Origin of the sequence: Photobacterium japonica, assembly GCF_050337005.1 — a bacterium.
GTDB classification, from domain to species: Bacteria; Pseudomonadota; Gammaproteobacteria; order Enterobacterales; family Vibrionaceae; genus Photobacterium; species Photobacterium japonica.
Map to the genome: position 1 here is coordinate 66491 of NZ_JAKJSN010000026.1, position 17383 is coordinate 83873.

At 51.6% G+C, this 17383-nt stretch carries 17 protein-coding genes; 9 read left to right on the top strand and 8 right to left on the bottom strand.

The genetic code is table 11. The features are described 5' to 3' along the window. The first annotated feature begins 88 nt into the window (after window positions 1-88). On the top strand, window positions 89-703 hold the full coding sequence (locus L4C36_RS11675; protein ID WP_428477974.1) for a DUF2238 domain-containing protein: 615 nt from the start codon (window positions 89-91) through the stop codon (window positions 701-703). Window positions 704-802: 99 nt separating this feature from the next. On the opposite strand, the gene galE is transcribed toward L4C36_RS11675, so the two are convergent. Further along, on the bottom strand, window positions 803-1819 hold the full coding sequence (gene galE / locus L4C36_RS11680; RefSeq protein WP_428477975.1) for a UDP-glucose 4-epimerase GalE: 1017 nt from the start codon (window positions 1817-1819) through the stop codon (window positions 803-805). Between the two features lie 253 nt (window positions 1820-2072). Between galE and L4C36_RS11685 the strand changes: the two genes are divergently transcribed. From L4C36_RS11685 to L4C36_RS11700, 4 genes are all read left to right on the top strand, one after another. Then, entirely contained in the window at window positions 2073-3005 is a 933-nt protein-coding gene (locus L4C36_RS11685) for an alpha/beta fold hydrolase (protein ID WP_428477976.1), read from the top strand. Between the two features lie 159 nt (window positions 3006-3164). Then, complete coding sequence (locus L4C36_RS11690; RefSeq protein ID WP_428477995.1) at window positions 3165-4208, top strand: GGDEF domain-containing protein; 1044 nt, start codon at window positions 3165-3167, stop codon at window positions 4206-4208. Between the two features lie 46 nt (window positions 4209-4254). After that, window positions 4255-4773, top strand: a complete 519-nt coding sequence (locus L4C36_RS11695; RefSeq protein ID WP_428477977.1) for an NUDIX hydrolase — start codon at window positions 4255-4257, stop codon at window positions 4771-4773. Window positions 4774-4891: 118 nt separating this feature from the next. After that, window positions 4892-4996: a 3-ketoacyl-ACP reductase gene (locus L4C36_RS11700; RefSeq protein WP_428477978.1), complete on the top strand. Its 105-nt coding sequence runs from the start codon at window positions 4892-4894 to the stop codon at window positions 4994-4996. Window positions 4997-5008: 12 nt separating this feature from the next. On the opposite strand, the gene L4C36_RS11705 is transcribed toward L4C36_RS11700, so the two are convergent. From L4C36_RS11705 to L4C36_RS11735, 7 genes are all read right to left on the bottom strand, one after another. Then, on the bottom strand, window positions 5009-5785 hold the full coding sequence (locus L4C36_RS11705) for an SDR family oxidoreductase (RefSeq protein ID WP_428477979.1): 777 nt from the start codon (window positions 5783-5785) through the stop codon (window positions 5009-5011). A gap of 55 nt (window positions 5786-5840) precedes the next feature. Continuing rightward, complete coding sequence (gene mmsB, locus L4C36_RS11710) at window positions 5841-6746, bottom strand: 3-hydroxyisobutyrate dehydrogenase (RefSeq protein WP_428477980.1); 906 nt, start codon at window positions 6744-6746, stop codon at window positions 5841-5843. 36 nt (window positions 6747-6782) lie between these two features. Beyond that, entirely contained in the window at window positions 6783-7982 is a 1200-nt protein-coding gene (locus tag L4C36_RS11715) for an enoyl-CoA hydratase/isomerase family protein (protein WP_428477981.1), read from the bottom strand. Between the two features lie 89 nt (window positions 7983-8071). Further along, the gene (locus L4C36_RS11720; RefSeq protein ID WP_428477982.1) at window positions 8072-8854 is read right to left on the bottom strand and encodes an enoyl-CoA hydratase; all 783 of its coding nucleotides are present in this window, start codon (window positions 8852-8854) and stop codon (window positions 8072-8074) included. 45 nt (window positions 8855-8899) lie between these two features. After that, window positions 8900-10042 (bottom strand): acyl-CoA dehydrogenase family protein, encoded by a 1143-nt coding sequence (locus tag L4C36_RS11725; protein WP_428477983.1) that lies wholly within the window; start codon window positions 10040-10042, stop codon window positions 8900-8902. A 78-nt stretch (window positions 10043-10120) separates the two neighbouring features. After that, the gene (locus L4C36_RS11730) at window positions 10121-11659 is read right to left on the bottom strand and encodes a CoA-acylating methylmalonate-semialdehyde dehydrogenase (RefSeq protein WP_428477984.1); all 1539 of its coding nucleotides are present in this window, start codon (window positions 11657-11659) and stop codon (window positions 10121-10123) included. 88 nt (window positions 11660-11747) lie between these two features. Then, window positions 11748-12986 carry a thiolase family protein gene (locus L4C36_RS11735; RefSeq protein ID WP_428477996.1) on the bottom strand — a complete coding sequence of 413 codons (1239 nt, stop codon included), beginning with the start codon at window positions 12984-12986 and terminating at the stop codon, window positions 11748-11750. Window positions 12987-13285: 299 nt separating this feature from the next. Here L4C36_RS11735 and L4C36_RS11740 point away from each other — a divergent pair, with 299 nt between their 5' ends. The 4 genes from L4C36_RS11740 to L4C36_RS11755 form a co-directional block, all read left to right on the top strand. Beyond that, window positions 13286-13657, top strand: coding sequence for a MerR family transcriptional regulator (locus L4C36_RS11740; protein WP_428477985.1), 372 nt, complete (start codon window positions 13286-13288; stop codon window positions 13655-13657). Between the two features lie 58 nt (window positions 13658-13715). Beyond that, the gene (locus L4C36_RS11745) at window positions 13716-14885 is read left to right on the top strand and encodes an isovaleryl-CoA dehydrogenase (RefSeq protein WP_428477986.1); all 1170 of its coding nucleotides are present in this window, start codon (window positions 13716-13718) and stop codon (window positions 14883-14885) included. A gap of 27 nt (window positions 14886-14912) precedes the next feature. Continuing rightward, a complete protein-coding gene (locus L4C36_RS11750) occupies window positions 14913-16565 on the top strand; it encodes a carboxyl transferase domain-containing protein (protein ID WP_428477987.1) in 1653 nt (550 codons plus the stop codon). A gap of 10 nt (window positions 16566-16575) precedes the next feature. Continuing rightward, the coding region (locus tag L4C36_RS11755; RefSeq protein ID WP_428477988.1) for an enoyl-CoA hydratase-related protein at window positions 16576-17383 on the top strand (808 nt) is incomplete at its 3' end.

Genomic DNA, 17383 nt, shown 5'->3' on the forward strand with positions numbered 1-17383 from the left:
AAATAATGAAAGGTTTACGACACAATAAAACAGTGTATTATTGCGTTTAAAACCATCAAGTACACGTCATTACAGATAGGACCGTCACATGGAAACTTACAAACCATTAGCCCCTCTTCCCCTCTTTCTTGCCGCCTTGGTCGGCAGTGTGATTGTCTGGTCTGGCATTAACCCTGCTTTTTTCGAAGTGTGGGTGGCTGAAATTATTCCTATCGCGCTGGTTTTCCTTGGCTTGGTTGCGACCCACCGCGCCTTCACGTTTTCTAATACCGCGTACGTCATGATGTCGATATGGTTACTCATGCACAGTATCGGCGCCCATTACACCTTTGCAAATGTCCCGTTTGACTGGTTCAATGATCTTGTTAGTTCTGATCGCAACCATTTCGACCGGATTGCACATTATGCGATTGGCTTCTATGCCTTCCCTATCGCTGAATATTTAGTGCGTAAGAACCATTGCAAGCCCGTTGTCGCGTCACTGTTTGGGCTCTTTTCCATCATGGCCGTTGCAGCAGCCTATGAAATCATCGAATGGTGGTATGCGGTATTGGCAGGCGGCGATGCCGGTATTGAGTTTTTAGGCAGCCAAGGGGATATTTGGGATGCGCAAAAAGACATGCTGGCAGATACCCTTGGTGCGATCACGAGTTTGGTAATTTTCGGCCTGATAAAGCCGTACAACACACCCTCACGGCAATAATAACGACGCGATAAAAAAGCCCAAGCACGTATGCTTGGGCTTTTTCTTTAACTTATCGAGAGCCGCTCACAACAAGCAACTCACACGCACAAAAGTGGCTTACAGATCAGGGTAACCGGTTGGGTTCGCTGACTGCCAACGCCATGTATCCGCTGTCATGTCATCGATAGTGCGCGTTGCAGACCAATGCAGTTCTGCTTTCGCTTTTGCTGGATCAGCCCAACACTCTGCAATATCACCCGGACGGCGTGGTGCGATTTGATACGCTACCTCTACGCCCGCAGCCTGTGAAAACGCGTCGACCATTTGCAGTACGCTAAAGCCGTTACCCGTACCCAAGTTATAAATGTGCAAGCCCGCTTCATTGCCTTTGTGCGTCAATGCCGCCAAGTGACCATCAGCCAGATCGAGCACGTGAATGTAATCACGTACACCGGTACCGTCAACGGTTGGGTAATCATCACCAAACACAGACAAGAACTCACGGCGCCCCACGGCCACTTGCGAGATAAATGGCATCAGGTTATTCGGGATACCTTGCGGATCTTCACCCATTTCACCCGACTGGTGTGAACCCACTGGGTTGAAGTAACGCAGCAATGTAATGCTCATTTCTGGGTGCGCATGCTGAATGTCAGTCAGGCATTCTTCCACCATCAACTTACTGCGGCCATACGGGTTGGTCGCGCTGGTTGGGAAATCTTCCGTAATTGGCACAGAAGCAGGATCACCATATACCGTGGCTGATGAGCTGAAAATCAGGCTGTTCACGCCAGCTGCACGCATCGCTTCCACCAATACCAAGGTACCGTGTACGTTGTTATCGTAATATTCCAGCGGCTTCGCAACAGACTCACCGACCGCTTTCAAGCCAGCGAAATGGATCACGGCGTCAACGTTCGCTTCTGCCAACACCTTGTCTAAGAATGCACGGTCACGAATGTCGCCTTCAAAAAAGGCTGGGCTCACACCCGTTAACTTTTCAATGCGAGCCAGTACTGATTTCTTACTGTTGTATAGGTTATCAACAATAATCGGCGTCATACCTGCTTCAATCATTTGTACGCAAGTGTGGCTACCGATGTAACCCATACCACCCGTCACTAAAACACGCATGTGTGTCTCCCTGTTATATCAATATGTGAACTACTCACATCATTGTATATGACGGAGTATGAAACGCATAAAACTACCATCAACTTCCTGCTAAATCATGCCTTGTTCTATAACAACATAGCCATCATGCCGACTTTTTCGCCTGCACTGTTCGTTTCACAAACACTGCGAGCCGTTTCAAAACATCCATTCCGCGCCTTCACCCTTCAATAAAACACTGTATAATATAAGTTCATTCACAGGGAGCTGCACCATGTCCGTATTCCACCCTCTTCGGTTCTTTCGTTATTACCTGCTTATTCTTTCGCTGGTGGCATTATCTGGCTGTGAATTAGTAACATGGAAAGCGGGTCACGATCGCACGCAACTGATCAATGCCGGCTACGAAGAGCATTATTTGCCGTTAAGCGATGGCGGTACCATGAAGTATTGGGTGGGTGGCACCGGCAAGCCCTTGTTACTGCTGCACGGTTTTGGCGGCTCCGCGATCTCCACGTGGAAGAATGAAATGCTCACGCTCAACGGCGACTACCGCGTGATCGTGCCGGATTTAGCCTGGTTTGGTGATTCCTACAGTCACGGTAAGCCGAACCTCAGCACCCAGACAGACGCGGTGTGGCAGGTTATGGATACCTTAGGTATCGACAAATTCAATGTCGCGGGTATTTCTTACGGCGGTTTTGTCACTTACAACATGATGACGCAGCCTGAGCGTATCGAGAAAAGCGTCATTATTGCCAGCCCCGGCCCCCTGTTTACAGATAATGACTTAACCGCCCTCTGTCAGCGCGCAGGTGTCGAGCAACCCGAGCAATTATTTGTGCCGCAAAACAGTGATGAAGTCAGACGCTTGTTTAGCCATGTGTTTGTGGAACCCAAACGGATGCCAGACTTTGTCGCCGATCAGATCTACCATAATTATTTTGCGTCATTCAGAGATGAGAAATCCGCCTTAATACAATCGCTGGTGGAAGACCGAACCCGTATTTCCGCGTTTCCGGTAGAACAACTGCCGCCGACGCTGCTGATTTGGGGCGACAGTGATGCGATTTTTCCACTGGAAAATGGCATTAGCCTCAGCCAGCACCTTAATGCTCCCCTCATTGTTTTGCCCGAAACGGGCCATGGCGTGACCAATGAGCAACCCGACTTAGTAACAAAACTATTGAAAACCTACTTGCAGTAACACTCACTAATGAGATGTAACGCTCACTATCGTTAATTACATATTTTTCATCGAAAAATTAGACATAATTATCAACCTGAATTAAGCTYGCCCAGCCAATGCACCGTGTTTCGCATTGGTTGGATTTGCTTTACTTAGGGATGACCCACCACCGTGAATATGGTATTCAAGAGCCACCAGCTACAATCAGACAATAGCGCGTACATTGAACTTAGCCGCACCACTCTTCAGCGCCAACTGACCGTCCTTTTTCCGTTAACAGGCATGATCAGCGTGATCATTGCGTTCTCTCATTTTGTGTCAGGGTCAAATTGGGTTTTCACGTCATTAGCCATCAGTGGCGGCGTATTGTCTTACTTGCTTGCGCTCTTCAATAAACATCAATTGAATCCTTATGTGCTGATCTGGTGCTTTATCCTGTTCACGTCCGGCAACTGTATGTTTGGTTTTTACAGTGACGCCACCAGTTTTGTCAGCAACACCTTGGCATTGACCATCCCACTGCTGTGCTTCTTCGCGTTAAAACATCAATATGCATGGTGGTACAGCCTGATATTCGGCTTAGTCTATATTGTAATGAGCGCCGATGAGATCAGTCAGCGACAACTGCAAATAAATGACGCCCTACAAAATTTCAGTGCCTACACCATGGTATTGGTGATGGCCTATTTACTGGCGCAACATCGGAATGAAGCTATTCGTCGAGTACAAAAAATTGCTTCCTCCGATTTTTTAACCGATTTACATAACCGCAAAGGCCTTGAAGCGGCTTATTATCAAGAAGCCTACCGTGCCAATCGGTATCTCAAAGATCTCACCTTGGTACTGATTGATATTGACGGCCTGAAAGACATCAATGATCGCTACGGATTGGCCGTCGGTGACCAAATGTTGATGATGCTTTCTGCGTGCCTGAAAGAGAAAACCCGCCATGGCGATCATATTGCGCGTATTGGTGGTGAAGAGTTTTGCCTTTTACTGCCAGAAACCTCATTGAAACAAGCCGAAACCTTAGCGATAACGCTCAAACAGCAGATCGCCCAATGCCAACTTGAGTTGGAATCTGGCGCGCACATTAGCATGACCGTGAGCATGGGATTAACGGCGGTGGAATTTCAGGATTTCAGTCTCGATTACATCAAAGCAGACAGCGCCCTTGATCGCGCGAAAAACTGGGGACGAGATCAGATTGCTATTGGCTAATCAACGCGATACGGTAAACCGACTCACCAAAAATGGATGAAGATGGATGACAACCCGAACTCTTTGCCAATGGAAGTGTTTTTCCGTTGAAGAATCAGAGCATACGCTCCCCGATGGCCGTCAGGTGACCTTTACCACGGTGAAGCACCCTGGCGCGGTCATTATTGTGCCAATCACTGCCGCCGGTGAATTTGTGATGGTGCATCAGTACCGCCCCGCGATTGACGATTGGATCTTAGAATTTCCCGCGGGTACGCTAGAAGGCAAAGAAAACATTCTCGCCTGTGCACAACGTGAACTGGCAGAAGAAGTGCAAATGCAGGCCACACAGTGGCAACACCTAGGGGAATTGTTTCCGGTTCCCGGGTTCTGCGATGAAGTCCAACATGTTTATCTCGCACACGACTTGTCACCGTGCACCGGCGAATTGGATGAGGATGAAATCATTGATGTGGTCACGTTACCCATCAGTGATTTTCTCGCAAAAGTTGCCAACAATGAGATCAAAGATGCGAAGACCTTAGCGACCTTTTTGAAGGTACAGGCAATGGGGTTACTGCCTTAATCGTCGATTCGAAAACATGTTAACATTCGTTTCCGAACCGTGATTTATCATCGCAATTTTGATTCAACTGTGGCATCTTTCCCGCCATCGTCAGGTATCACATTCAACCGAGGTCACCATGGATAAGCTTTTTCCTTACTTGAACAAATTCGCGTCTATCATGGCCATGCTGATGTTTGTCATCGGTGGCGGTTTAGCCCTTTTTGTGTTGTTTTTCGGCTAATCATCACGGGGATCACATGCGCATCCCTCCATCGACCTCAAGCACCCTGCCGGTAAAATACTCATTTTCGATAATGTATTTTACCGCATGGGCGATCTCACTGGCGTCACCGATCCGTCCGAGTGGGATCATGCTTTTCAAACGCGCAATGGCTTCCGGTTTGAGTTGATTGGCCATTTCAGTGTGTACAACACCTGGGGCAATAGCCGCTGCACGGATCCCATAGCGCGCGAGTTCTTTTGCCCAACCTACCGCCATGGTCGCAACCGCCGCTTTCGACGCAGCATAGTTGGTTTGACCGATATTCCCCGCACGTGCCACGCTCGAAATATTGATGATCACGCCTTGGCAACCTAATGTCATCATGGCAGCCGCCGCTTCTCGTCCGCACAAGAACGTTCCCGTGACATTCACCGCCATCACGGTATTGAATTGTTCCAGCGACATTTTCTGCAAGCGGTTCGGATCATGCTTGTCCTTTGTGGCGGCTTTCACCAATAATCCATCACGCAACACTCCTGCATTATTGATTAATCCATTCAACTGACCGAAATCGGCCTGAATGGCAGCAAACGCATGCTCCACCTCTTGCTCGTTGGTCACATCGACACAATACGTTAATGTTTTTGCACTGAGCATCTGACACTGTTTTTGGGTATCGAGTAAACCTTGTTCATTGACATCAATCAACGCGAGATCGGCTCCGGCTTGCGCCAAGGTAATGGCCATCATCTGCCCTAACCCTTGTCCCGCACCGGTAATGGCGATGGTACACTGTTTTATATCCATGCTTCGCTCCTTGCTAAAAAGTCGAGTTACTGTGTAGATCAAGCATTGCTACGCATTACGGGTCTGTACGTTTGCGGTAAAACGCAAACAAACTGGAAAAATCCTTCTCGGCATAGCCATTAGCTTGATGGAAGGCGTACAAATTACGGGCGAGTGTTCCCATAGGTATGGGCGATTGACTGCCTGTTGCGGCTTCAAGACCCAGTCCGAGATCTTTCAGCATCAACGCCGTCATGAAGCCCGGTTGATACTGGTTGGAGGCGGGTACATTCGCCATCACACCGGGGCATGGGTTATACAGCTCTAGCGCCCAATTTCTGCCCGAGCTCTGCAGCATAATGTCAGATAGCACCTTCGGGTCTAAGCCATTATCTATACCCAAACTCAATGCCTCACACGTCCCCGACATGATGATCCCCAATAGCAAGTTATTGCAGATTTTCGCCATTTGCCCGTCACCGGCTTGGCCAGCATGGAAAATGTTTTTCCCCATGGCCTGCAACACATTTTGGGCTTGTTGAAAGGCTTCATCACAGCCGCCTACAATGAAGGTCAATGTCCCTGCTTGTGCACCGGCAACACCACCAGAGACCGGCGCATCGACAAAGGCAAAACCCTGTTTTTCCGCTTCATTTGCGACCAAACGGGCAGACGCCGGATCAATGGTGGAGGAATCAATGAAACGCGTTTGTGCATCGACCATTTTCAGCAACCCCACACCGCCGTCGTGATCCCCTAGATACACAGCACGCACATGCTCACCCGCCGGTAACATGGTGATCACCCATTCGACGCCTTGTACAGCAGATACCATGCTTGACGCCACCGTGGCGCCCGCTGAAGCCAAGGCACTTGCTGCCGCCGTATCACGATCAAACACCGTCACCTGATGACCCGCAGCCAGCAGATTTTTTGCCATCGGGTTACCCATGTTACCGAGTCCAATAAACGCTATTTTCATCGTTATTCTCCTGTTTTCGCCTGTCACGCCCTCTCACTACAGCGCTTGCAACGGGTGTTCATTGTCCGCCCACAGCGGGGTAAACAGTTGATCAATCACCGTATCATCGACCTGACTGACTGTGGCATAACGCCATTGCGGTTGCCCTGTTTTTTCAATCAACCGCGCCTTTACGCCTTCATAAAATTCCCCCAGCTCACCGCATCGCACTGACAGGGTTAACTCCATACGAAAGCAATCAGCGAGGGATTCATGAGCGTATTGGGTGACTTGGCGATAACAAATATGCGCGGTAATCGGGCTGCCTTCTCGCAAGGTGTGCTGTGCCTTCGCTAACCATGCTTGTGACGCTGCCGGCACATCACCAGAGAGGAGATCGATCTTCTGGCAGATTGTCGCGAGATCGCCATACTGACAAGCGGCTTGAATGGCCGGTAAATACGGCAATAATTGCGGTTCCGGGTGGTGAGAGAGTGCTTGTTGACCCAGTGAATCCAATATCCGGTTGACCACAATGCTCGGTGGCGCATCGTGCCATGCCGCCTGTTGAAGGGCTTGCAGCACGGCATCACGTTGCGAAGGTAACAACACATGATCGGTTAAAGATAATGCCAGTGCATCGGTCGCATTGACGGGAGCGCCGGTTAAACCAAGGAACAAACCGACCCCCGCCGGTAATTGATTCAAAAACCAGGTGCCGCCCACATCGGGATACAAACCAATACTGATCTCTGGCATGGCTAAGCGACTGTCTGATGTGATCACGCGATGACTGGCACCAATGTATAAACCGATCCCCCCACCCATCACAATGCCGCCGCCCCACACGATCACAGGCTTGGGATAGGTGTGGATCAAATAATCGGTTTTATACTCCACCGTAAAATAGTCCGTTAAAAACTGCATCGCTTTTAGCGCGGCTTCATGGTGGGATGTGGCTTCATCGGTCACCGTGCCCGTTGTGGACACGTCACTCGCCACATCCAGCCTCGCCTGATGCATTGCGTGATACATGGCGCGCACATCGCCCCCCGCACAGAATGCTTTATCGCCAACCCCATGAATAAAGACACACGCGATATCGTCATCATGCTGCCAATGCAACAAGGCCTCATGGAGTTGAGCCAGCATATCTCCGGTCAGTGCATTGAGTGACGCTGGGTTATCCAATTCTGCGACAGCCACCTTGCCCCCCTCTGCGCCCGGTAATACATGTACGTTAACCTTTCCTGCCATGTCATTCCCCCTTACCCTTCACGCTCGTGCCTTACATACTCATGTTCTGAGTGTTTGTATTGGGCGATCACTGTTCACGTGCTTGATGCTTATTGATTTTTCCAATTCGGCGGCCGTTTTTCGAGAAAGGCATTCACCCCTTCGGTTTGATCATCGGTATCAAATAGCTTCACAAAATATTCCCGCTCACGCCGTAAACCGAAGTCAATCGGCGCAGCACGACCATGTTGAATCAACTGTTTACACGCGGCGACCGATGACGGGGATTGCTGGGCAACCGCGCTAGCCATGGCCATGGCCACGGCACGGCTTTCTGTTGATGCGACCACTTCTTCCACCAACTTAATCGACAATGCTTGTGACGCTGTCACTTGCTCGCCGCACAGAATCATTCGTTTGGCCCAGCCTTCACCCACCAGCCACGTCAAGTTTTGGGTACCGCCAGCACAAGGTAATAACCCTACCTTAGGCTCCGGCAAGGCCAGCACCGCATGGGCTTCAGCAATGCGGATATCACAAGCTAAGGCGACTTCTAGCCCGCCGCCCATAGCGTAACCATTGATGGCGGCAATCGAGACACCACGAAAGTGTGTTAACGCTTCAAACGCCTCACCAAAGGCATTGGCCATGTCCACTGCCATCGCCTTGTCACCACTGGCAAACAGTTTTAGGTCTGCCCCCGCAGAGAAAAATTTATCACCGCCTCCGGTTAGGATTAGGGCATACACCTGCTTGTTTTGATTCAAGGATTCAACGGTATCGCGCAATTGACGTAAACTCGCTAACGTCCACGTATTGGCTGGCGGGTTATTCATGGTCAGTATGGCAATGTGTCCTTCAATGCGTAGCTGCACTGGCGTGTTATCGTCCATAAGCATTCCTCACTCGCTTGTCTGATCGTATTTATTGGTTCGCAACTAAAGTAAAGCACAGCCTTCCGCTAACACGCGCCGCGCAATAATCAGGCGCATGATCTCATTGGTCCCTTCCAGAATTTGGTGTACCCGTACGTCTCTGAAATACCGCTCTAACGGGTATTCTTTGATGTAGCCATAACCGCCATGCAGTTGCAGGGCGTTATCACACACCTTAAAACCCACATCTGTGGCAAAGCGCTTGGCCATCGCACAATGCGCGGTGGCATCGGGATGTCCTTGATCAAGTTGGTACGCGGCGTACCGAACCAGCTGACGGGCCGCAACCAACTCGGTCGTCATGTCTGCCAAGGCAAATTGCACCGACTGAAACTGTGCGAGGGGCTGACCAAATTGCTGACGCTCGGTCACATACTGCGTCGCTTGGTTCAACGCCTGCTGCGCCGTCCCGATCGAGCACGTGGCAATATTGATCCGCCCACCATCTAATCCTTTCATGGCGAAATGAAACCCCTCACCTTCGTCACCTAACCGGTGATCAGCGGGTATGACTACATCATCAAACGTGATCGTTCGGGTTGGCTGACTGTTCCAACCCATCTTCGGCTCTTTGCGTCCATAACTGACCCCTTTGGCATCAGCGGGCACAATGAACGCAGTGATCCCCTGTTCACAACGGGCCATCACCAACAACACATCGGTTGCCCCCGCCCCTGAGATAAACGCTTTCGCACCGTTTATACGGTAGCTATCGCCATCGCGCTTTGCCGACGTGGTTAACGCCGCCGCATCCGAGCCCGCATTGGGTTCGGTCAAACAATAGGAAGCCAACCATTCACCCGTGAGTAACCGGGGACAATAAGCCGTTTTTGCGCTTTCGGTAGCAAAGCTGGCGATCATCCAACTCACCATGTTGTGAATGGTCATGAATGCAGTGGTAGAGGTACAGCCCATCGCCAATTGCTCGAACACCAATGATGCATCTAACCGTGACAGCCCCAATCCCCCCACCGATGGCGGTACATACAAACTCAAAAAGCCCATCTCACCGGCGTCTCGCAATACAGCCTTTGGGAAGGTTTGTGTGGCATCCCACTCTGCGGCGTGTGGCGCCAGTTTATCTTGCGAAAACTGTTGGGCGACTTGAATAAACGCACGCTGATCGTCCGTTAAACTAAACTCCATCGTGGGTCCTCCTTCAAAGAAAAAATAACCGCTGTGAAGAGACGCATTGTGCTCGTCATAACGATGACGAACGCAATGCTACCGCAAATGGATCGTGGTATTGGGCCCCTCAAGGCTCGCATCATCAAACCAGCGCGCGGTGACGGTTTTGGTTTCGGTATAAAAGCGTACCGCTTGTTTGCCATAGGCATGCAAGTCACCATAAAAACTGCCACGCCAACCTGTGAAGGAAAAGAAAGGTAGCGGCACAGGGATCGGCACATTGATACCTACTTGGCCAACGTGTACCTGATGCTGGTATTTTCGGGCAGCAGCACCGCTGGCCGTGAATATAGATGTCCCGTTACCAAAGGGATTGGCATTCACTAAGGTGATGGCTTCGTCTAAATTAGCAACCGCCACACAGACAAGCACCGGTCCAAAAATTTCTTCCTGATAAATAGCCATATCCGTCGTGACCTGACTGAACAAGGTCGGCCCAAACCAATGTCCATCAGGCGCGCCGTTGACTTGGCACTGGCGACCATCCAGTTCACACTCCGCCCCCGCTTGAATGCCACTTTCCACCAAGGCTGTAACGCGCTGTTTGGCTTGCGCGCTGATCAGCGGACCGAATGCTGCGGTTTCATCATCCCACACACCGGGTTTCAGCTTAGCCATCGCCCTTTTCAAATTAGGCAAAATCGTTACCGCCTCACCTACCAATACCGCGACCGAAATAGCCATACAGCGCTGTCCGGCGGCGCCCACAGCTGACCCCGCTAGGTGATTCACCACCTGCGCATAATTCGCATCGGGCATCACCACCATGTGGTTTTTAGCACCCGCAAAGGCCTGTACTCGCTTACCGTGCTGTGTGCCCGTCTGGTAAATCGCTTTCGCCACCGGGGCCGAACCCACAAATGAAACCGTGCGAATATCTGGGTGCGCCAATAACTGTTCTGCTTGCGCTTGCCCACCATGCACCACTTGCAACACCCCGTTCGGTGCACCGGCTTGAGTAAACAACGCGGCGAGTCGCATGGCGGTTAACGGCACTTGCTCTGATGGCTTCAAGACAAAGGTATTCCCCGCCGCCACGGCCATAGGAAACATCCAAAGCGGAATCATGGCGGGGAAATTAAACGGGGTGATCCCACAACACACGCCCAATGGCTGTATCAGTGAATAGGTGTCAATCTCGCTGGCGACGTTTTCCACCGTTTCCCCCATCATTAAGCTGGCAATATTGGCCGCTTGCTCAACCACTTCAATGCCACGCCACACATCGCCTTTCGCATCGGCAAAGGTTTTGCCCGTCTCACTGGAAAGTAATGTCGCAAGATCGTCATGGTGGGTTTTAAGCAGCTGCTGATACGCCAACATTAATCGGGCTCGTTCAGGTACGGGCACCTCACGCCATGCCTCAAAGGCGATTTTCGCCTCGGCAACAGCGTGATTGATTTCGGCTTCCGTCGCCAACGGCACGTGGGCAATGGGCGTATCTATGGCGGGGTTAGTCACGGCCAGTGTTTGTAGGCTGGCAGAGGCACAGCATTCGCCATTGATATAAAGTGGGACAGTCGGAATAGCAAGCGCACCAGACTGTGTAGAATCAGATACCGTGGAATTGGACATCGAGGCCCCCTTAGTGGCGTTCAACATGACGGCAAGTGTGTAAGTGCTCGGTGGTTAATACTTGATGGTTCGTAATTGATGAATCCGGCTAGCCCGCTGGCACTTCAACTGCGATCGCCGTTGCCTCTCCGCCGCCAATGCAGCATGCGGCAATCCCTTTCATCGACTGTGGCACGCCCACATTCGCCGCTTGCAACCGACACAACTGGTGGATCAGTGTCACGATGATCCGCGCGCCACTCGCACCGATAGGATGACCCAACGCACACGCCCCACCACAAACATTGACTTTCTCAGGGTCAAGACCCAACGCATCCATCGCGATTTGTGTCACGACAGCAAACGCTTCATTGATTTCCCACGCATCCACCTCATCTTTCTGCCAATCAAGCTGCGACAACAGCACGTCAATGGCAAAGACAGGGGCCACCGTAAATTCACTCGGGGCTCTGGCATGAGACGCATGACCACGAATAATCGCCAGTGGTTTGAGCCCTTGGGCGCTGGCGACATTCGCATCCATTAAGAACAACGCGGCGGCACCATCAGAAATGGCGCTGGAATTGGCCGCCGTCACGGAGCCGTTCACGGCAAATGCTGGCTTCAATCGGGGAATTTTGTCCATATCAATTTCTTGCGGATGCTCATCGGCCGTCAGGGTACGGGTGTCATGGCGGAGTGTCACACAGATCGGGACAATTTCATCTTTCAACCACCCCATCTGTTGCGCATGCTGTGCCCGTTTTACTGACGTTATCGCCCAGGCGTCCATGCTTTCTCGATCGTAACGTTTTTCATCGGCAATTTGCTGGGCATACAGCCCCATTAAGTTGCCTTCGTAGGCGTCTAACAGGCCATCAATAAACATGTGATCGTGTAATACTGCATTGCCCAATCGCTGCCCTGAACGGGCTTGTGTTTGCAGATACGGGGCATTCGTCATGCTTTCCATCCCCCCCGCAATCACGGTAGTACCGTGTCCAGCCTGTATACTGTCAACAGCCAACATGACTGCTTTCATGCCTGAGCCACACACTTTATTGACCGTGGTACACGGCACGGAATACGGCAGATTGGCCCCCAAGGCGGCCTGTCTTGCTGGCGCTTGCCCGCACCCCGCAGACAATACATTCCCCATAAACAGCTCATCAATATTTTGGTCGGCTGGTAATCCCGCATAGCGTAGACAGCCAGAAATCGCGGCACTGCCGAGTTGCGGAGCCGTCAGTGTAGAGAGTTCTCCCATAAAACTGCCGATGGGTGTACGGTTCGCGGCAATCACCCAGACCTCATTGTGAGCAGGCGGTTGAACAGCTTCTTTCGTCATCGTGTTTTTTGGCAGCGTATCTTTTGGCACCATCTCTTGCGGCATAGCCTCCCCCCATTTTTCACTTGTCTCATGCCATCATTGGCAACGTGACCGATATAACAGGTTCACCGAGACGTGTCTTCATGCGGCTGCATCCTGTTTAAGCCACCAGCTTGACGTTTACGTAAGCATAGCACTAACATTTACGTAAACGTTAAGAAACAAAACCCACGCAACTACAACCACTACCATAACGAGGCCACACGACGCCGTGACGTTTTGCCGCACACCATAACCGAGTACAGGGGGATTGCCCGGTGGATAGCTACAAAATCAGTGAACTCGCTAAAGAATTTGATATCACCACCCGCAGCATTCGGTTTTATGAAGACGTCGGTTTACTTCAACCTGATCGCAACGGCAGTACCCGCGTGTATTACCGACGCGATAAAGTGCGATTAAAACTCATTTTGCGCGGGAAACGCTTAGGCTTTTCACTCGCCGAAATCCGCGAGTTGTTTGAGCTTTACGATACCCAGCAAAGTGACACCCAACTCAATAAAATGTTGGCCATCATTGATGACAAGCAAGCGGTGTTACAACGTCAATTAGAAGACATAACCGTTGTCATGAACGAATTGCAGCTTGCTCGTCAACGCTGTCGGCAAGCGTTAGGGCAATGTCCATAGATAACACCAATAACATAACGTCCATAAAATCATTTTGATTCAAGCAGGGAGAATGCGCATGACCGATCCCTTCACGCCACTCAACTTTGGATTAGGTGAAACCATTAACCTACTGCGCGAGCATGTCAGCAGCTTTGCGGCCGATGCCATCGCGCCACTGGCCGCCGACATGGATGCCAATAACCAGTTTCCTGCCCACCTTTGGCCAATGCTCGGTGAAATGGGCTTGCTCGGTGTCACCGTCTCAGACACATACGGCGGCGCAGGGATGGGCTATTTGGCGCATGTGGTCGCCATGGAAGAAATCAGTCGTGCCTCCGCCTCCGTTGGACTCAGCTATGGGGCGCACTCTAATTTGTGTGTGAACCAAATATTCCGCCACGGTACCGATGCCCAAAAACAGGCCTATTTACCCGCCTTGATCCGTGGCGAACACATTGGCGCCCTCGCCATGAGTGAACCGCAAGCCGGTTCTGACGTGGTGAACATGCAGCTACGCGCCACCCGAGAAGGCGACATCTTCCGCCTTAACGGCACAAAAATGTGGATCACCAACGGGCCGGAAGCCAATACCTTGGTGGTGTACGCCAAAACCGCCCCCGATGATGGGGCGCACGGCATCTCGGCGTTTATTATTGAACGCGGATTTCCGGGATTCAGTACCGCACAAAAACTCGACAAACTCGGCATGCGTGGTTCCAGTACCTGTGAATTGGTCTTTGACCAATGTGAAGTGCCCGCCGCGAATTTACTCGGCCCGCTTAATCACGGCGTCGAAGTGCTCATGAGCGGGTTAGATTACGAACGCGTGGTATTAGCCGCCGGTCCGTTAGGGATCATGCGGGCCTGTTTGGATCTCGTGGTGCCCTATATCCACGATCGCAAACAATTTGGCCGCGCCATCGGAGAGTTTCAATTGGTGCAGGCCAAAGTGGCCGACATGTACACCCGCACCAACGCCGCCCGCGCCTATGTGTACACCGTCGCCGCCGCCTGTGATCGCGGCGAAGCCACCCGAAAAGATGCCGCAGGTGTGATCCTCTTTGCCGCCGAGCTCGCCACTCAACTGGCATTAGATGCTATCCAACTCCTTGGAGGCAATGGGTATATTAATGACTTTGCCGCTGGCCGGCTTTTACGGGATGCCAAGTTATATGAAATTGGCGCGGGGACGTCAGAGATCCGCAGGATGTTGATTGGACGAGAATTGTTTAAAGAATCCCAATAATTCACCGCAACGGATAAGGGACACGATATGGCCATAATTAACACCACGATCGATCCAAGCGATACGTTCTATCAAACCAATCATCACAAGATGTCAGCGTTGATCGACCAGCTCCAAACCCATCTCACCACCTTGCAGGCGGGAGGCGGTGCTGCCGCCATAGAAAAGCAACGACTCAAAGGGAAATACCCGGTTCGCCAGCGCATTACACTATTGTTAGATCCTAACTCGCCTTTTCTGGAGATCGGCCAATTCGCCGCGTGGCAGGTCTATGATGAATCGGTGCCGTGTGCTGGCGTAATTGCGGGGATCGGACTCATTAAAGGCATGCATTGCATGGTGATCGCTAACGATCCGTCGGTGAAAGGCGGCACTTATTACCCACTGACGGTCAAGAAACACTTACGGGCGCAGGAAATCGCAGCGCGTTGTCATCTGCCCTGTGTGTATTTGGTTGACTCAGGAGGGGCAAACCTTCCTCACCAAGCCGAGGTGTTTCCCGACAGGGATCATTTTGGTCGCATTTTTTACAATCAAGCCCGCATGTCAGCTAAAGGGATCCCGCAAATAGCGGTGGTCATGGGGTCATGCACAGCGGGTGGCGCGTATGTCCCCGCGATGGCTGATGTCTCGATCATCATCAAAGAACAAGGCACAATCTTCCTCGCCGGCCCCCCGTTAGTAAAAGCCGCCACCGGTGAAGTCGTCACGGCTGAAGCCCTCGGTGGCGCTTATGTGCATTGCAAAACTTCGGGGGTGGCAGACTACTTTGCCCAGAATGAAGATCACGCGCTGGAACTCGCCCGTCAGGCGGTAACAAGTTGTGGATCTGCACATCTTTCGCATCTTTCACAGACTTCATACACACATATGAACGCTCATAACGCGGCATCCAATGGGGAGCAGCCCGCAGAACCGCGCTATCCGGCGGATGAACTGCTCGGTATTGTCGGTACCGATTTACGCATGCCGGTCAATGTGCGCGAAGTCATCGCCCGTATTGTCGATGATTCAGCGTTGGACGAGTTTAAAGCCATGTACGGCAACACCTTGGTCTGCGGATTTGCCACCATCGGTGACCACCCTGTTGGCATTGTCGGCAACAATGGCATTCTTTTTTCAGAATCTGCCCAAAAAGGCGCGCACTTTATTGAGTTGTGCTGCAAGCGAAAAATCCCGCTTCTCTTTCTTCAAAACATCACCGGCTTTATGGTCGGCAGCAAATACGAAGCCGAAGGCATTGCCAAACACGGCGCCAAAATGGTGATGGCCGTGGCCTGCGCAGAAGTGCCTAAATTCACCGTGATCATTGGCGGTTCTTACGGCGCAGGTAACTATGGCATGTGTGGGCGGGCATACAGTCCCACTTTGATGTGGATGTGGCCCAATGCGCGTATTTCCGTGATGGGTGGCGAACAAGCAGCAGGCGTGCTCGCCCAAGTGACCCGAGAGAACAAAATCAGAAACGGCGAAGCGTGGAGCGACGCCGACGAGGAAGCCTTTAAGCAGCCGATCCGTGATACGTATGACACGCAGGGTTCCCCCTATTACGCCAGTGCACGGCTGTGGGATGACGGCATTATTGATCCTCGTGATACGCGACATGTACTGATTCAGGCACTGGATGCGACCCAATACGCACCAATTGCTGACAGTACCTTTGGCATATTCCGTATGTAGGAGCGACAGGATGGTTAAATGTGATGTCGACGATCAAGGCGTGGCCACGGTCACACTCAATCGCCCCGAAAAACACAATGCCTTCAATCAGCATACTCTTGCGCAATTGCGGGCCATGCTGCACCAGCTAAAAGAAAACCCGGACGTACGTGTTTTGGTTTTACGGGCACAAGGCGCGCACTTCAGCGCAGGGGCCGATCTCGCATGGATGCAAACCATGATCACCGCCAGCGAAACGGAGAATATTCAGGATGCGCAGCAATTAGCCGATGTATTGCATGCGTTAGATACATTCCCGCAGCCCACCATTGCCTTAGTACAGGGCAATGCCTATGGCGGTGCCATCGGCTTAATCTGTTGCTGTGATATTGCAATCGCCACGGTATCTGCCCAGTGTTGTTTAAGTGAAGTAAAAATCGGCCTGGTCCCCGCCACGATTTCACCGTATGTGTGTCGCGCCATGGGGCAACGCCATGCTCGCCGCTATATGCTAACGTCAGAAACCATCACCAGTGAACAAGCTCTCTCACTTCATATCTTCCACCGTGTCGTCCCTGATTTAGCGGATCTGGATACGGCGTTACACGACACGCTGACACACTTGCTCAATAACAGTCCTGACGCTTTACGGATCACAAAATCACTTTGCCATTTGTGCAATGCCACGCCGCTATCAGCGGCTTTACGGCAGAAAACCGCCCATATCATTGCCGCCGTGCGCGCCTCCCCGCAGGGTCAGGACGGCTTGAATGCCTTTTTAAACAAACGTGCCCCGCCATGGCAACATGTTCGACCCGATCCGCCCAGCCCCACCACCC

Excerpts from the sequence above, each read along its gene's own strand:
- L4C36_RS11690 (WP_428477995.1), top strand. The coding sequence starts at position 3,165 with ATGGTATTCAAGAGCCACCAGCTACAATCAGACAATAGCGCGTACATT.
- L4C36_RS11685 (WP_428477976.1), top strand. The coding sequence starts at position 2,073 with ATGTCCGTATTCCACCCTCTTCGGTTCTTTCGTTATTACCTGCTTATT.
- L4C36_RS11735 (WP_428477996.1), bottom strand. The coding sequence starts at position 12,986 with ATGACGAAAGAAGCTGTTCAACCGCCTGCTCACAATGAGGTCTGGGTG.
- L4C36_RS11745 (WP_428477986.1), top strand. The coding sequence starts at position 13,716 with ATGACCGATCCCTTCACGCCACTCAACTTTGGATTAGGTGAAACCATT.
- L4C36_RS11715 (WP_428477981.1), bottom strand. The coding sequence starts at position 7,982 with ATGGCAGGAAAGGTTAACGTACATGTATTACCGGGCGCAGAGGGGGGC.
- L4C36_RS11720 (WP_428477982.1), bottom strand. The coding sequence starts at position 8,854 with ATGGACGATAACACGCCAGTGCAGCTACGCATTGAAGGACACATTGCC.
- L4C36_RS11695 (WP_428477977.1), top strand. The coding sequence starts at position 4,255 with ATGACAACCCGAACTCTTTGCCAATGGAAGTGTTTTTCCGTTGAAGAA.
- mmsB (WP_428477980.1), bottom strand. The coding sequence starts at position 6,746 with ATGAAAATAGCGTTTATTGGACTCGGTAACATGGGTAACCCGATGGCA.
- L4C36_RS11750 (WP_428477987.1), top strand. The coding sequence starts at position 14,913 with ATGGCCATAATTAACACCACGATCGATCCAAGCGATACGTTCTATCAA.
- galE (WP_428477975.1), bottom strand. The coding sequence starts at position 1,819 with ATGCGTGTTTTAGTGACGGGTGGTATGGGTTACATCGGTAGCCACACT.
- L4C36_RS11700 (WP_428477978.1), top strand. The coding sequence starts at position 4,892 with ATGGATAAGCTTTTTCCTTACTTGAACAAATTCGCGTCTATCATGGCC.
- L4C36_RS11725 (WP_428477983.1), bottom strand. The coding sequence starts at position 10,042 with ATGGAGTTTAGTTTAACGGACGATCAGCGTGCGTTTATTCAAGTCGCC.
- L4C36_RS11675 (WP_428477974.1), top strand. The coding sequence starts at position 89 with ATGGAAACTTACAAACCATTAGCCCCTCTTCCCCTCTTTCTTGCCGCC.
- L4C36_RS11705 (WP_428477979.1), bottom strand. The coding sequence starts at position 5,785 with ATGGATATAAAACAGTGTACCATCGCCATTACCGGTGCGGGACAAGGG.
- L4C36_RS11730 (WP_428477984.1), bottom strand. The coding sequence starts at position 11,659 with ATGTCCAATTCCACGGTATCTGATTCTACACAGTCTGGTGCGCTTGCT.